This window comes from Pseudonocardia wallangbongensis, from assembly GCF_054486945.1.
This window is the reverse complement of record NZ_JBRERS010000001.1, coordinates 57,849-71,509: the sequence shown is the minus strand read 5'-3', so window position 1 is coordinate 71,509 and position 13,661 is coordinate 57,849. Positions and strand designations below refer to the sequence as shown.

The window sequence follows — 13,661 nt, the reverse complement described above, 5'->3', positions numbered from 1 at the left end:
TAGGGTGGGCCCATGTCCTTCCCCGCGCGGCGATCGGCCCTGCGTGCGCTCCTGACCGGCGCGGGCGTCGACGCGCTGCTCGTCACCGACCTGGTCAACGTCGGCTACCTGACCGGTTTCACCGGGTCGAACGCGGCGCTGCTGGTGCACGCGGACGGCGACGGCGCGAGCCGCTTCTGCACCGACGGCCGCTACCGCACGCAGGCGGCGGCGGAGGTGCCGGACCTGGAGACCGTGATCGACCGGGCCAGCGGGCTGGGGCTGGCGACGCGGGCACCGAAGCTCTCGATCGAGCGGTTGGGCTTCGAGTCCGACGCGGTCACCGTCGACGCGCACGACGCGCTGGCCACGGCCGCAGGCGGTGTCGTCCTGCACCGGGCGCCCGGGCTCGTGCAGCGGCTGCGGGCGGTGAAGGACGCCGCCGAGGTCGAGGCGTTGCGGCGGGCCTGCGGGGTGGGCGACGCGGCCCTCGCGGCCCTGCTCGCGGCGGGCGGGCTGCGGCCGGGGCGCACCGAGCGGGAGGTGGCGCTCGACCTGGAGGACCGGATGCGGGCCCACGGCGCCACCGCCCCGGCGTTCGAGACCATCCTGGCCGCCGGGGAGCACTCGGCCGTGCCGCACCACCGCCCGACGGCCGCCGAGCTGCGGCCGGGCGACCTGGTGAAGCTCGACTTCGGCGCGCTCGTCGACGGGTACCACTCCGACATGACCCGCACCGTCGTGCTCGGCCCGCCCGCGGACTGGCAACGGGAGCTGCACGCGCTCGTCGCCGAGGCGCAGGCGGCGGGCCGCGCGGCGCTGGCGCCCGGCGCCGAGGTCACGGCGGTGGACGCCGCGGCCCGTGGCGTGGTCGAGCGGGCGGGGCGCGGCGAGGAGTTCGTGCACGGCCTAGGCCACGGCGTCGGCCTGCAGATCCACGAGGCGCCGTACGTGGGCAAGACCGGCACCGGGGCGCTCGCCGCCGGCATGGTGGTGACGGTGGAGCCCGGCGTCTACCTCCCCGGCCGCGGCGGTGTGCGGATCGAGGACACGCTCGTGGTGCGGGACTCCGGCCCGGAGCTGCTCACCCACACCACGCGCCGGCTGCTCGAAGTCTGACGGTAAACTGGGTCGTGGACGACGGCGCCGCTGCAGCGCGCCGCTTCATGGAACAACCCCGGCGCGTGACGAGAGCGATCGACCCTGCGCGCCCGTAGACGCAAGGAGTCAGGCGCACGTGGCGACGACGAACGACCTCAAGAACGGTCTGGTGCTCAACCTCGACGGCCAGCTGTGGTCGATCACGGCGTTCCAGCACGTGAAGCCCGGCAAGGGCGGTGCGTTCGTGCGCACCACGCTGAAGAACGTGCTCACGGGCAAGGTCGTCGACAAGACCTTCAACGCCGGCACCAAGGTCGACACCGCCACCGTCGACCGGCGGGACATGACCTACCTCTACCGGGACGGCGCCGACTTCGTCTTCATGGACGGCGACACCTACGACCAGATCCCGGTCCCGGAGACGGTGGTCGCCGGGAACGCCGGCTACATGCTGGAGAACCAGGGCGCGATGGTCGCGTTCCACGAGGGCACCGCGCTCTACGTGGAGCTGCCGACGTCGGTGGAGCTGGTCATCTCCCACACCGACCCGGGCTTGCAGGGCGACCGCTCCACCGGCGGTACCAAGCCCGCCACCCTGGAGACCGGCGCCGAGATCCAGGTGCCGCTGTTCGTCACGACCGGCGAGAAGGTCAAGGTGGACACCCGCGACGGGCGCTACCTGGGCCGCGTATCGAACTGATGGCCGAGCCACGGCTGCAGAGGGCGCGCACGAGGGCGCGAAAGCGCGCCCTCGACATCCTCTTCGAGTCCGAGGCGCGCGGCGACGACCCGCTCACCGTCCTCGCGCAGCGCCGCGAGACCGATGACGCGCCCCCGGTCTCGGACTACGCCGCGATGCTCGTCGAGGGCGTGGTGGCGCACCGCGAGCGCATCGACCAGCTCCTCGCCGAGCACGCCGAGGGCTGGACGGTGGCGCGGATGCCCGCGGTCGACCGCACCTTGCTGCGGATCGGCGTGTTCGAGCTGCTGTGGGTCGACGAGATCGACGACCCGGTGGCGATCACCGAGGCGGTCGAGCTGGCGCGGGCCCTCTCCACCGACGACAGCCCGCGCTTCCTCAACGGCGTGCTCGGTCGCATCGCCGACATCGCCGAGCACCTGCGCGCCACCCGCTGAACGCGGTCGCGCGCTCTCCCGGATCACGCAGCTCCGCCCGGCCGCACACACTCTCGCCGCACGGCACACACGCCCCAGCGTGTGCGCCGACCCGACTCGCTGTGTGCGGACCGCCCGCCCCCGGGCGCCCAGCGGCTCAGAGCGCTGTTCCTGCGGCTAGGGCCAACACCAGTAGCAGGCCCGCCTGGCGCACGTGCACCCAGGCCAGCGCGGCGTACCAGAGCGGCCAGACCGGGAACCCCGGCGGCGGCTCGGCAGGCGGTGGGCGACGGAACCGGGGCCACACCTTCGCCAGCCGCGGCAGCGCGAGCACCACGGCGAGCGCGGGCCAGGGCATCGCCCCCACCAGCACGCACAGGACCACCAGCACGTAGAAGGCGGCCATCAGCGCGAGCGTCACGGTGCGGGCGCGGCGCTCGCCGAGGATCACCGGCAGCGTCCGGATCCCGAGCGGGGCGTCGAAGGGGATCTTGTCGATGTGCTTGCCCATCAGCACCGTGGTGCAGAGCAGGCCGTAGGGCAGCGACGCGAGCAGCACCGTCCAGGTGATCGACCCGGTGGCCGCGAAGTAGGTGCCCCCGACCATGAGCGGCCCCCACACCACGAGCACGTCCGGCTCGCCGAGCCCGCGCTTCTTCAGGCGCAGCGGGGGTGCGGTGTAGGCGACGCTGAGCACGAACCCGGCCACGGCGAACGCCACCACCGGCCAGCCGCGCGCCAGCGCCAGCACCACGAGGATCGCCAGGTCAGCGAGGTTGACCAGCACGATCGCGACGAGGAGCGTCCGGCGCGACACCAGCCCGGAGAGCACGGGGTGCGGGGCGTAGAGGGCGCGCGGGTAGCTCGCCGTGTCGCTGCCGGCCTGCGTGTCGTACAGGTCGTTCATGAGGTTGTTGGCGACGTGCGCCAGCACGATCCCGACGACGGCGAGCGTGAGCCACCGCCAGTCGAGACCCGGCTCGCCGACGGCGAGCAGCGCCGCGACCAACCCCGACACCACGGTCATCGGCAGCACGGCCGCCCGGCTCACCACGATCCAGCGCGTGATCGGATCGATCGGCCCGTCGGGCGGTGGGTTGGTGGTGCGCAGCGCGTACGCCCACGAACGCAGCCTGCCAGCCTCAGCCACGACCCGAGGGTACTGCCGACTACCGGATGAACCGGTCCACGAAGCCGGCCCCGAGGCCGACCTCCTCGTAGTGCGAGCGGCACAGGTCGATGTAGTCGAAGACGTCGAAGGTGCCGTCCGGCTTGCCCTGCTCGTCGAGCCAGATGAGCGGGCCGGTCACGTTGAACGTGATGCGGGTCGGCTCGTCGGACTCGTAGGTGACGAGCGTGTGGCCCTCGCCGGGCGCCTCGTAGACGAAGTCGCCCGCGACGGCGACCCAGTCGTGCTCCAGGTAGCCCCACTTGCCCGAGATCGTGTACGCGAACACCTGGTGCGGGTGGTAGTGGCGGTTCACCAGGCCCGCGCTGCGCGCCATGAGCACGTCGCACCAGCGGTTCTGGCTGGTCGAGATGAACAGCGGGCGGGAACCGACCGTCTCGGACAGCGGGATGTAGTAACGGTCGTCGTCGATGGGACCGTCCGAGACGTGCAGGTCCGGCAGGGCTCCCGGCCGGAAGACGTTCTCGATCGGCTCGATCTCGCGCCAGAACTCCGTCGTCATGGCCGACAGGATCCGCCGGTCGGGCCGTGCGCGCCCGTCTCAGGGTGCACGGCGCCCGACCGTGGGCGTACCGCCGCCCATGGCGCGGGCCCGCCACCGGCGCGGCGGGCAGCCGTACGCGGCGCGGAAGACCCGGCTGAAGTGGTCGGCGTTCGGCATGCCCCACGCGCTGCACACGGACTCGATCGTGTGCCCGGCGAGCGCCGGGTCGGCGAGGTCGCGCCGGCAGCGTTCCAGCCTGCGCCGCTGCACGAGCTTGGACACGGAGGTTCCCTCGCGCTGGAAGAGCTTGTGCAGGTAGCGCACCGAGATGAAGTGCGCGGCCGCGATCTGCTCGGGGCCGAGGCCCGGCTCGGCGAGGTGCTGCTCGATGTAGGCGTGGATGCCGCGCAGCAGGAGCGCGGCCGGGTCGCTCGGCACCGCGGGCCGCCCGGTGCTGAAGAGGGAGCGGAGCAGTCCGACCATGCTGTCGGTCAGGCCGTCGGACTCGGAGACGGAGCCGTCGTCGAGCCCGTCGAGGAGCCCGGTGAGGAAGGGCCCGATCCGGGCCGCGAGCCCCGAGTCGCCCGCGATGCGCATGGCCGTGCGGGTGCTGATGTGGTCGGCGTGCGGGCCGAGCAGGTACTTCGGGAAGTTGAAGACGATCAGCTCGAACGGCTCGTCGGACCGACCGTTGATGATGTCGATCGTGTAGGGCCGCGACGTGTCCTGGGTGCACAGGTCGCCGGGCACGAGCACGCCCGCCCGGTCCTGCTGGCTCACGCGGCAGTTCCCGCGGCGGACGAGGTGCAGCTGCAGCTCCTCGGGATCGCCCGCCCGGATGCCGCGCGGGGTGCGGATGCAGGTGTTCGGGTCCCCGGTCACCCGGTACGCCTGGATCGGGCCGAGCCGGTGCCCGAGCACCCGGCCGAAGAAGGGCCCGAACGTGGGCACTGCCCGTTCCCGCTCGATGCGGAGCGGGAAGAAGATCTTCGACGCGGCCTCGTGCCAGCACTCGAACCGCTCGGCGGGCGGGACGCTGCGCGTGTCGACAAGGACGGCCATCGTCGTCCGCCTCCTCGCGGTCGCCGGTGCTGACCATCACAGTTGCCGGGTCGGCGCGGTGTCAAGGCGATGCCGTGACGTGGAAAGATCATCTACGTACCACGGTGCGTAGCGAGTCGTTCACCTGACGTCATCGGCATCCGTGCGGGCGCGCACTGCTCCCGCGCTCCCGCGCACAGGTCCCGGCGGAGTGCCTGCCCCCGTCCCATGGCTCGCTAGCGTCCCGCGGCAGTTGATCGTGACGCAGGCCGAAGGGCGGGGTCATGGGCGTTCCCCTCCGCAGGCGCGAGTTCCTGCGCGGTGTGGCCACGGCGGGCTCCCTGGCCGGGGCGTCGGGCCTGCTGGCCGCCTGCGGCGGCCTCGCGGGTTCGGAGCAGTCCGGCGGCACCGGCGGCACGACGATCCGGATCGCCCACATCACGCCGCAGACCGGCCCACTGGCGGGTTTCAGCGAGCCGGACGCCTACCTCCTCGATCTCGTCCGCGCCGCGTACGCCAAGGGCGTGCAGGTCGGCGGCACGACGTACCAGCTCGAGATCATCACGAAGGACGCGGCGTCGGACACGAACCGGGCGGCGGAGGCGGCGCGCGAGGCGATCCTGCACGACCAGGTGGACCTCATCGTCACCGGCGTGACGCCGACGGTCGCGAACCCCGTCTCCGACCAGGCGGAAGCCGCGGGCGTGCCGTGCATCGCCTCGCTCGTGCCGTGGGAGAGCTGGTTCACCGGCCGGGGTGGGGACCCGGCGACCGGGTTCCGGTACACGGTCTGCTTCTTCACGGGGGCGAGCGGGGAGATCGAGGCCGTGCCGCCGGTGTGGCAGCGCCTGCCCGTCCCGGAGCGGACGATCGGGGCGCTCTGGCCGAACAACGTCGACGGCGACACGTTCCGCGCCGCCTTCACCCCCGCGATCGAGGGCATCGGCTTCCGGCTCGTCGACCCCGGCCCGTACGCGGAGCCCGCGAGCGACTACAGCGCCCAGATCAACCAGTTCCGCTCCGACGGGGTGCAGATCTTCACCGGGTGCCCCGCCCCGCCCGACTTCACGACGTTCTGGCGCCAGTGCCGGCAGAACGGGTTCGTGCCGCCGTACGCCTACGTGCACAAGGCGATCCTGTTCCCGGCGGCGGTGGAGGCGCTCGGCGATCTCGGCGAGAACCTCATGACGAGCGCGTGGTGGACGCCCGACCTCCCGTACACGTCGTCGCTGGACGGGATGACCGCGAAGGCGCTCGCCGAGGGGTACCAGCAGCGGAGCGGGCACCAGTGGATGCAGCCGATGGGGTTCACCTACGCGCTCTTCGAGGTGGCGCTCGCGGGGATCAGGGCGGCCGCGGACCCCAAGGACCGCGAGGCGCTCGCCGGCGCGCTGCGGGCCCTGCGCACCGAGACGATCGTCGGCCCGCTCGACTTCGGCGCCGGGCCGGCCCCGAACGTCGCGTTCACGCCGGTGTTCCCCACCCAGTGGCAGCGCGGGACCGGACCGTACCCGTACGAGCTGGTGATCGTGGACAACGCGGTGGCCCCGGACGTCGCGATCACGGGCGACGTCCGGCCGCTCCCGGGGTCGGGGGCGGCCTAGTGGTGGTGCCGCTCGTCGCCCCGGCCTTCGAGGTGGAGCACGTCGCGCTGGCGTTCGGCGCGCACACCGTGCTGCGCGACGTCTCGCTGGCCGTGGCCCCCGGCGAGGCGGTCGGGATCGTCGGTCCGAACGGGGCCGGGAAGTCGACGCTGCTCGACGTCGTCACCGGTGAGCGGCGGCCGGACGGCGGCCGGGTGCGCCTGTACGGCAGCGACATCGGGCGCGAGCCGGCGCGCCGGCGCTGCATGCTCGGCCTGGGCCGCACCCACCAGATCCCGCGCCCGTTCACCGGCCTGACGGTGCTCGAGAACGTGCTGGTCGGGGCGTTCCGCGGGGCTGGGCTGCGGCGCGGGGACGCGTACGCGGCGGGCCTCGCGGCGCTGGAGCGCACCGGCCTCGCCGACCGGGCCGACCGGCCCGCGGGCGACCTCGGCCTGCTCGACCGCAAGCGCCTCGAGCTCGCCAGGGCGCTCGCCACCGGGCCGGACGTCCTGCTGCTCGACGAGATCGCGGGCGGGCTCACCGCGCCCGAGACGGAGTCGCTCATCGCCCTGCTGCGCGAGCTGCACCGCGGGGGCACCACGATCGTCTGGGTCGAGCACGTGCTGCGGGCGCTGACCCGGATCGTCACGCGGGTGGCCTGCCTCGCGGTCGGCGAGATCATCGCCGACGGGCCGCCGGACGCGGTGATGGCGGACCCCCGGGTGGTCGCGGCGTACCTCGGTCGACCGGGGGCGGTGCTCCTGTGACCCGGCTCCTGGAGGCCGACGGCCTCGACGTCTTCCACGGGCACCTGCAGGCGCTGCACGAGGTGTCGATCAGCGTGGACGAGGGCGAGACGGTGGCGCTGGTCGGCGCGAACGGCGCCGGGAAGTCGACGCTGCTCAGCACGCTCGCCGGTGCCCACCGGCCCCGCCGCGGGCACGTCCGGTGGGGCGGGCGGGACGTGACCGCGTTGCCGGCCCACCGCCGCGTCCGTCTCGGCGTGTCGCTCACCCCGGAGGGCAGGCGGCTCTTCCCGAGCCTCACGGTGGAGGAGAACCTGCAGGTCGGCGGCTGGAGGGCGCGGCCGGGTGCCTGGAGCACCGAACGCGTCTACGAGGAGTTCCCGCTCGTGGCCGGCGTGCGCGAGCGGCGGGCCGACGCGCTCTCCGGCGGGGAGCGGCAGGCCGTGGCGATCGCCCGCTCGCTGCTCGCGAACCCGCGCGTGCTGCTGCTCGACGAGGTGTCGCTCGGCCTCGCCCCGGTGGTCGTCGACCAGCTCTACGCGTCGTTGTCGGCCGTCCGCGGCGGGGGCACCGGCCTGCTGCTGGTCGAGCAGGACCTGCAGCGGGCGATGGAGGCCTGCGACCGGATGTACTGCCTGCTCGAAGGCCGCGTCGTGCTCGCAGGCCGGCCGGGCGAGCTGAACCGCGACCGGGTGGTGGCCGCGTACTTCGGGATGCGGGACGCGTCATGACGCAGGCGCTGGTGCAGGGCGTCCTCGTCGGCGGGCAGTACGCGCTCTTCGCCGCCGGGCTGTCGCTGATGTTCGGCGTGATGCGCATCGTCAACCTCGCGCACGGCGCGCTCGCCGTGGCCGGCGCGTACCTCGCGAGCACCGCGATCGTCTCGCTGGGCGTGCCCGCGCCGGTGGCGGTCCTGCTCGCCCTCGTCGTGATGGCCGGAGTCGGGTGGGCCCTGCAGCGGCTCGTGCTGGATGCGACGATGCGGTCGGGCGAGTTCACGACGCCGCTGGTGACGTTCGCGCTGTCGGTCGTCATCGGGAACCTGTTGCTGATGCTCTTCGGCTCCGACGTGCGGTCGATCGCGCTCGCCGGGCTGGAGACCGCGAGCGTCCCGATCACGGCGACGCTGTCGGTGGGCTGGATCAGCGTGCTGGTGTTCGTCGCGGCGGTGGTGATCCTCGGCGGGGTGCAGCTGTTCCTGCACCGCACGGTGCTGGGCCGGGTGGTGCGCGCCGCGGCCGACGACAGCGCCACCGCCGCGCTCATGGGCGTCGACCACCGCGTCGTGTTCTCGGCGGTCACGGCGTTCGGGCTGGTCACCGCGACGATCGCGGGGATCGCGTTCGGGGTGCAGTCGAGCTTCGACCCGAACAGCGGTGTGCTGCTCCTGCTGTTCGCCTTCGAGACGATCGTGATCGGTGGGCTCGGCTCGCTCTGGGGCACGCTCGCCGGCGGGATCGTGCTCGGGGTGAGCCAGACGGTCGCCGCGGCCGTCGACGTGCAGTACTCGCTGCTCGCCGGGCACGTCGTGTTCCTGGCGTTCCTGTTCGCCCGCCCGCGCGGGATCTTCCCGGGGACGTGGCAGTGACGGTGGCCGAGCGCGGCAGGGCCACCGCCCCGGTGGTCCGGGTCGTGCGCCTGGACCGGACCTCGATCGCGGCACTGGTCGGCGCCGCCGCGCTGCTAGTGGCGCTCGCGGCGCTGCCGTTCGTGTTCGCCGGGCCCGTGCAGAACGCCCTGACCACCGTGTTCCTGCTGGCCACGATGGCGTCAATGTGGAACCTGCTCGCCGGGTACGCCGGGCTGGTGTCCTTCGGACAGCAGGCGTTCCTCGGCGTCGGGGCCTACACGTTGCTCGTGGCCGTGCGCGCCGGCGTCAACCCCTTCGCGGCCGTCCCCATCGCGGCGGTGGTGTCGCTCGCGGTCGCGGTGCCGCTGTCGTACGGGTTGTTCCGCACCCGCGGTGCCTATTTCGCGATCGCCACGTGGGTGGTCGCCGAGGCGTTGCGGCTGCTCGTGATCACCGTCCCGGCACTCGGCGGCGGTGAGGGGGCGACGCTGCCCCCGACCGGGCTGGACCCCGTCCTCCGCACCGCGCTGACCTACTGGACCGCCCTCGCCGTCGTGACGGCGTCGCTCGCCGGGATCTGGCTGCTGCTGCGGTCCCGGACCGGCCTCGACGCGGCCGCGGTGCGCGACGACGAGCGGGCCGCGGTCGCCGTGGGCGTGCGCGCGAGCCGGGCCCGGCGCGTGCCGTACCTGGTGTCCGCGGCCGGGTTCGGCGCGGCCGGTGCCGTGCTGTTCCTGGCCAACCTGCGGCTCGAGCCGGCGTCGATCTTCAACGTGAACTACAGCGCGAACGCGTTCTTCATGGCGCTGATCGGGGGCGTCGGCACCGTCGAGGGACCGGTGGTCGGCGCGCTGGTCTTCTACGCGCTGCAGTTCTTCCTCGCCGACCTCGGGGCCGCCTACCTCGTGCTGCTCGGGGTCGTCGCGATCGTCGTGATGCTGGTGGCACCGGAGGGCCTCTGGGGTCGGTTCTCGCGGTGGCGCGGGGTCGTGCTGTTCCCGATCGGATACCGGGTGCGCCCGGAGCGGACGCAACGAGAAGGGGAGTCGTAGATGAGAGCCTTGGTGACCCGGGGAGCCCGGACCATGGAGGTCGGCGAGGTGGCCGACCCCGGCGAGCCCGGGGCAGGGCAGGTGCTGATGCGGCCGGAGGCGGTCGGGATCTGCGGGTCCGACCTGCACTTCTACACCGGCGAGCTGGCGACGCCGCGGGCGTTCGGCTCGCAGTACCCGCGGGTGCAGGGGCACGAGTTCTCCGCGGTCATCGAGGCGCTCGGCGCCGGCTGCCCGCCCGGGCTCGCGGTCGGGCAACGGGTGGCCGTGCACCCGCTGTCGGCGTGCGGGCGGTGCCGGGCGTGCCGGATCGGGCGGGGGAACGCGTGCCCGAACTTCCGGCTGGTCGGGGTGCACGTCGATGGTGCGCTCGCCGACCGTGTCACGGTGGCGGCCGAGCAGGTGTTCGCCGTCGGCGACCTGCCGCCGGCCGTCACGGCGTTCTGCGAGCCGATGTCGATCGGGGTGCGCGCGCTGGAGCGCGGAGCGGTCGCCGGGAGCGACACGGTCGTCGTGCTCGGTGCGGGCCCGATCGGCCAGGCCGTCACGGTCGGCGCGCTCGACCGCGGCGCCCGGGTGCTGGTCGGCGACCTCGTCGCGGACCGGCTCGCGCCTGCCGCGCGGGCGGGGGCGGACGTGCTCCACGGCGCGGACGCGGACATCGTGGCGGCCGCGCGGGAGTGGTCGGGCGAAGAGGGCCCCTCGGTGGTCGTCGACTGCACCGGGCACCCGGCCGCGATCGCCGACGGGGTGGCGATGGTGTCGCCGGCCGGACGCGTGGTCGTCGTCGGCATCTCCCACGAGAAGGTGGCGCTGCCCGTCAACGCGTTCACGCGCAAGGAGATCGACCTGCTCGGCTCGACCGTCTGCAGCGCGGCCGACTTCGCCGAGGCCGTGCGGCTCGTCGGTCGGCACCGGGAACAGGTCGAGCGGCTGGTGACGCACCAGGTTCCGCTGGCGGAGGCGCCGGCGGCCGTGGAGCACGCGCTGCACCATCCCGGCGACGTCATGAAGCTGGTGATCCGGACGGACGGCGCCTGATTCGCCGCCGGAGTTCGTGGCCGCGCCGATCGAGCCGCAGGCGGTCGAACGGGTCGGCGAGCCCGACGAGGTCGGGTTCGCCGTGACCCACCTGTGCTCGGATCGAGCCGCGTTCGTGACCGGCGCGGCGCTACCCGTGGACGGCGGATACGCGGCTCAGGCGCTCGGACGGGCCTCGGGCGGCAGCACACCCCAGTCGATCAGCTGGTCGGTGAGCTCACCGGGCGTCATGTCGTAGATGATCGACAGCGACCGCAGGTCCTCGGAGCGGATCGACAGCACCTTGCCGTTGTAGTCCCCGCGCTGGCTCTGGATCGCCGCGGCGTAGCGGGCGAGCGGGCCCACCTTGTCGGCGGGGAGCTGCTGGAGCCGTTCGAGGTTGATCACGATCTTGGTGGCCGGCTCCGACCCGGACGGGATGCGACCCTCGGGGAGCAGCTCGGCGACGGGCACGCCGTAGAAGTCGGCCAGCTCAGCCAGCTTCTGCACGGTGACGGCGCGGTCACCGCGCTCGTAGGAGCCCACCACGACGGCCTTCCAGCGGCCGCCGGACTTCTGCTCGACGCCGTGCAGCGACAACCCCTGCTGCTGCCGGATGGCGCGGAGCTTGCCGCCGAGCGCCTTGGCGTAGTCGCCCATCTGGCGACCTCCTCACTTGCTGCTCGCTCGGCCGCGGGACCGAGCTGTTCCGGTGGTGCTGCCGTCCCGGCGTCGTGGTCGGCGCCGGTCCTAGCGCCCCGAGTGGACCCCCCGCTACCGCGGCCACCCAGGGAGCAATGTCTAGATACGGAGAGTAATCATGCGCGCGCCCCGACAATCGGTCAAGTTGTCGTCCCCCTCCAGGTACCACAGTGGACCGAGACCACTCGAACGGCTGATCGAGCGTCCCCCGCCAGGCGTTACGCCCCCATCAGCGCGCACCTGGCCGCTGTGATGGTGTCAGCCGCACCATCACGCTGTGACGGGTGGGGTATGTGTGGGTGGCGGCGGAGGGTACGGCGTGTGACATCCGCGATGTCACGGCGCGCGAGCAGGGGTCGGCGGGCGCCGCGCTGGTAGCGTCCGGTCGACCGGTTCCTTTAAGCCCGTCCCGTGAGGCGGGGAAGGAGAATCTCTGTGGCGGAGCACCGCCGCGGGGGCCCGGCAGGCGAGGGCGCTCCCACCCGGGAGCTGCTCGGCGCCGCCGACGTCACCCGCACCATCGCGCGCATCGCGCACCAGATCATCGAGAAGACCGCGACGGGCTCCGCGGGCATGGCCGACGTCGTGCTGATCGGCATCCCCACGCGCGGCGCCGTCCTCGCCCGCCGGCTCGCCGCCACGATCAGCGAGTTCGAGGGCACGGGCGTGCGAGTCGGGTCGGTGGACCCCACCCTGTACCGCGACGACCTGCGCCGCAGGCCGGCCCGGGCCCTCGAGGACACGGCGGTTCCCGAGGGCGGCCTGGACGACGCGCTCGTCGTGCTCGTCGACGACGTGCTGATGTCGGGGCGCACCGTGCGCGCGGCGCTCGACGCGCTGTCCGACCACGGCCGCCCGCGCGCGGTGCAACTGGCCGTGCTCGTCGACCGAGGGCACCGGGAGCTGCCGATCCGCGCCGACTACGTCGGCAAGAACGTGCCGACCTCGCGTGACGAGCAGGTCCTCGTGCTGCTGTCGGAGACCGACGACGTGGACGGCGTCCGGTTGCGGCGCAGCGAGACGGGGCGGGCCGAGTCGTGAAGCACCTGCTCTCGGTCACCGACCTCGACGCCGCGTCCGCCACCGGCCTGCTCGACACCGCCGACCGGCTCAAACAGGCCCTGCTGGGCCGCGAGGTGCGCAAACTGCCCACGCTGCGCGGCCGCACCGTGATCACGATGTTCTACGAGAACTCCACCCGCACCCGGGTGTCGTTCGAGGCCGCGGGCAAGTGGATGAGCGCCGACACCATCAACGTCAGCGCGTCCGGCTCGTCGGTGGGGAAGGGCGAGTCGCTGCGCGACACGGCCCTCACCCTGTCGGCCGTCGGCGCCGACTGCGTGGTCGTGCGCCACCCGGCGTCCGGCGCGGCGCACCGGCTCGCGGGCTGGATCGACCGCGACGCCGAGAAGACCGGCACGCACACCTCGATCGTCAACGCCGGGGACGGCACGCACGAGCACCCCACCCAGGCCCTCCTCGACGCCGCCACCCTGCGGGACCGGCTCGGCGGCGTCGCGGGGCGCCGGATCGGGATCGTCGGCGACGTGCTGCACAGCCGCGTGGCGCGCTCCAACGTCTCCCTGCTCGCCACGCTGGGTGCCGAGGTCGTGGTTGTGGCCCCGCCCACCCTGCTGCCGGTGGGCGTGCAGCAGTGGCCCTGCCGCGTGAGCCCCGACCTGGACGCCGAGCTGCCCGCACTGGACGCGGTGATGATGCTGCGCGTGCAGGCCGAACGGATGCACGGCTCGTTCTTCCCGTCGGCGCGCGAGTACGCGATCGGCTACGGCCTGTCCGACGACCGGGCGCGGCTGCTGCCCGAGCACGCGGTGGTGATGCACCCGGGACCGATGGTGCGCGGCATGGAGATCGCGCCCGCGGTGGCCGACAGCCCGTCGTCGGCGATCCTCGCGCAGGTCTCCAACGGCGTGCACGTCCGCATGGCGGTCCTCTACCACCTGCTGGCGGGAGCCCCCGAATGAACCGCCGGCGCGCCCCCCAGTGGTTCAGGAAAGCCACATTCATGAACGTGGAGGACAGGAATGTGGCTTTCCTGAACCTCCGGGGGAGGGACT

General features: G+C 73.3%; 16 protein-coding genes and 1 pseudogene. 13 read left to right on the top strand and 4 right to left on the bottom strand.

Annotated features, from left to right (window positions below):
• Positions 1 to 12 precede the first annotated feature (12 nt).
• The 3 genes from ACU436_RS00355 to nusB all read left to right on the top strand — a co-directional run bounded on the left by ACU436_RS00355 (position 13) and on the right by nusB (position 2,217).
• Complete coding sequence (locus ACU436_RS00355; RefSeq protein ID WP_459020575.1) at positions 13 to 1,098, top strand: M24 family metallopeptidase; 1,086 nt, start codon at positions 13 to 15, stop codon at positions 1,096 to 1,098.
• A 118-nt stretch (positions 1,099 to 1,216) separates the two neighbouring features.
• Entirely contained in the window at positions 1,217 to 1,780 is a 564-nt protein-coding gene (efp, locus tag ACU436_RS00350) for an elongation factor P (protein ID WP_459020574.1), read from the top strand.
• Positions 1,780 to 2,217 carry a transcription antitermination factor NusB gene (nusB, locus tag ACU436_RS00345; protein WP_459020573.1) on the top strand — a complete coding sequence of 146 codons (438 nt, stop codon included), beginning with the start codon at positions 1,780 to 1,782 and terminating at the stop codon, positions 2,215 to 2,217. Before efp ends, nusB begins: the two co-directional genes overlap by 1 nt.
• A 136-nt stretch (positions 2,218 to 2,353) precedes the next feature.
• On the opposite strand, the gene ACU436_RS00340 is transcribed toward nusB, so the two are convergent.
• From ACU436_RS00340 to ACU436_RS00330, 3 genes are read right to left on the bottom strand one after another with little or no spacing between them, the layout of a single operon-like run.
• Positions 2,354 to 3,346 carry a prenyltransferase gene (locus ACU436_RS00340; protein ID WP_459020572.1) on the bottom strand — a complete coding sequence of 331 codons (993 nt, stop codon included), beginning with the start codon at positions 3,344 to 3,346 and terminating at the stop codon, positions 2,354 to 2,356.
• 19 nt (positions 3,347 to 3,365) lie between these two features.
• Positions 3,366 to 3,887: a 2,4'-dihydroxyacetophenone dioxygenase family protein gene (locus ACU436_RS00335; protein WP_459020571.1), complete on the bottom strand. Its 522-nt coding sequence runs from the start codon at positions 3,885 to 3,887 to the stop codon at positions 3,366 to 3,368.
• Between the two features lie 39 nt (positions 3,888 to 3,926).
• Entirely contained in the window at positions 3,927 to 4,931 is a 1,005-nt protein-coding gene (locus ACU436_RS00330) for a helix-turn-helix domain-containing protein (protein WP_459020570.1), read from the bottom strand.
• Positions 4,932 to 5,194: 263 nt separating this feature from the next.
• Between ACU436_RS00330 and ACU436_RS00325 the strand changes: the two genes are divergently transcribed.
• The 8 genes and pseudogenes from ACU436_RS00325 to ACU436_RS00290 all read left to right on the top strand — a co-directional run bounded on the left by ACU436_RS00325 (position 5,195) and on the right by ACU436_RS00290 (position 11,143).
• Positions 5,195 to 6,514: an ABC transporter substrate-binding protein gene (locus ACU436_RS00325; protein WP_459020569.1), complete on the top strand. Its 1,320-nt coding sequence runs from the start codon at positions 5,195 to 5,197 to the stop codon at positions 6,512 to 6,514.
• Positions 6,515 to 6,597: 83 nt separating this feature from the next.
• Positions 6,598 to 7,008, top strand: a pseudogene (locus ACU436_RS00320) (ATP-binding cassette domain-containing protein); the annotation flags it as partial.
• A gap of 108 nt (positions 7,009 to 7,116) precedes the next feature.
• Entirely contained in the window at positions 7,117 to 7,263 is a 147-nt protein-coding gene (locus ACU436_RS00315) for an ABC transporter ATP-binding protein C-terminal domain-containing protein (protein WP_459022563.1), read from the top strand.
• Positions 7,260 to 7,973, top strand: a complete 714-nt coding sequence (locus ACU436_RS00310) for an ABC transporter ATP-binding protein (protein ID WP_459020568.1) — start codon at positions 7,260 to 7,262, stop codon at positions 7,971 to 7,973. The genes ACU436_RS00315 and ACU436_RS00310 overlap by 4 nt, the downstream gene beginning before the upstream one ends.
• Complete coding sequence (locus ACU436_RS00305; RefSeq protein ID WP_459020567.1) at positions 7,970 to 8,830, top strand: branched-chain amino acid ABC transporter permease; 861 nt, start codon at positions 7,970 to 7,972, stop codon at positions 8,828 to 8,830. The genes ACU436_RS00310 and ACU436_RS00305 overlap by 4 nt, the downstream gene beginning before the upstream one ends.
• A complete protein-coding gene (locus ACU436_RS00300; RefSeq protein ID WP_459020566.1) occupies positions 8,821 to 9,864 on the top strand; it encodes a branched-chain amino acid ABC transporter permease in 1,044 nt (347 codons plus the stop codon). The genes ACU436_RS00305 and ACU436_RS00300 overlap by 10 nt, the downstream gene beginning before the upstream one ends.
• The gene (locus ACU436_RS00295) at positions 9,865 to 10,905 is read left to right on the top strand and encodes a zinc-binding dehydrogenase (protein ID WP_459020565.1); all 1,041 of its coding nucleotides are present in this window, start codon (positions 9,865 to 9,867) and stop codon (positions 10,903 to 10,905) included.
• A gap of 16 nt (positions 10,906 to 10,921) precedes the next feature.
• Complete coding sequence (locus ACU436_RS00290; protein ID WP_459020564.1) at positions 10,922 to 11,143, top strand: SDR family oxidoreductase; 222 nt, start codon at positions 10,922 to 10,924, stop codon at positions 11,141 to 11,143.
• On the opposite strand, the gene bldD is transcribed toward ACU436_RS00290, so the two are convergent.
• On the bottom strand, positions 11,062 to 11,544 hold the full coding sequence (gene bldD / locus ACU436_RS00285; protein WP_075952821.1) for a transcriptional regulator BldD: 483 nt from the start codon (positions 11,542 to 11,544) through the stop codon (positions 11,062 to 11,064). The genes ACU436_RS00290 and bldD overlap by 82 nt on opposite strands.
• Before the next feature lie 477 nt (positions 11,545 to 12,021).
• On the opposite strand from bldD, the gene pyrR reads away from it, so the two are divergent.
• Both pyrR and ACU436_RS00275 read left to right on the top strand, forming a co-directional pair.
• On the top strand, positions 12,022 to 12,627 hold the full coding sequence (gene pyrR, locus ACU436_RS00280; RefSeq protein ID WP_459020563.1) for a bifunctional pyr operon transcriptional regulator/uracil phosphoribosyltransferase PyrR: 606 nt from the start codon (positions 12,022 to 12,024) through the stop codon (positions 12,625 to 12,627).
• On the top strand, positions 12,624 to 13,568 hold the full coding sequence (locus ACU436_RS00275) for an aspartate carbamoyltransferase catalytic subunit (RefSeq protein WP_459020562.1): 945 nt from the start codon (positions 12,624 to 12,626) through the stop codon (positions 13,566 to 13,568). Before pyrR ends, ACU436_RS00275 begins: the two co-directional genes overlap by 4 nt.
• Positions 13,569 to 13,661 lie beyond the last annotated feature (93 nt).

Bases quoted from the DNA above. Each gene is read 5' to 3' on its own strand.
- ACU436_RS00330 (WP_459020570.1), bottom strand. From the start codon at position 4,931: ATGGCCGTCCTTGTCGACACGCGCAGCGTCCCGCCCGCCGAGCGGTTC.
- ACU436_RS00295 (WP_459020565.1), top strand. From the start codon at position 9,865: ATGAGAGCCTTGGTGACCCGGGGAGCCCGGACCATGGAGGTCGGCGAG.
- ACU436_RS00335 (WP_459020571.1), bottom strand. From the start codon at position 3,887: ATGACGACGGAGTTCTGGCGCGAGATCGAGCCGATCGAGAACGTCTTC.
- bldD (WP_075952821.1), bottom strand. From the start codon at position 11,544: ATGGGCGACTACGCCAAGGCGCTCGGCGGCAAGCTCCGCGCCATCCGG.
- ACU436_RS00355 (WP_459020575.1), top strand. From the start codon at position 13: ATGTCCTTCCCCGCGCGGCGATCGGCCCTGCGTGCGCTCCTGACCGGC.
- nusB (WP_459020573.1), top strand. From the start codon at position 1,780: ATGGCCGAGCCACGGCTGCAGAGGGCGCGCACGAGGGCGCGAAAGCGC.
- ACU436_RS00325 (WP_459020569.1), top strand. From the start codon at position 5,195: ATGGGCGTTCCCCTCCGCAGGCGCGAGTTCCTGCGCGGTGTGGCCACG.
- ACU436_RS00305 (WP_459020567.1), top strand. From the start codon at position 7,970: ATGACGCAGGCGCTGGTGCAGGGCGTCCTCGTCGGCGGGCAGTACGCG.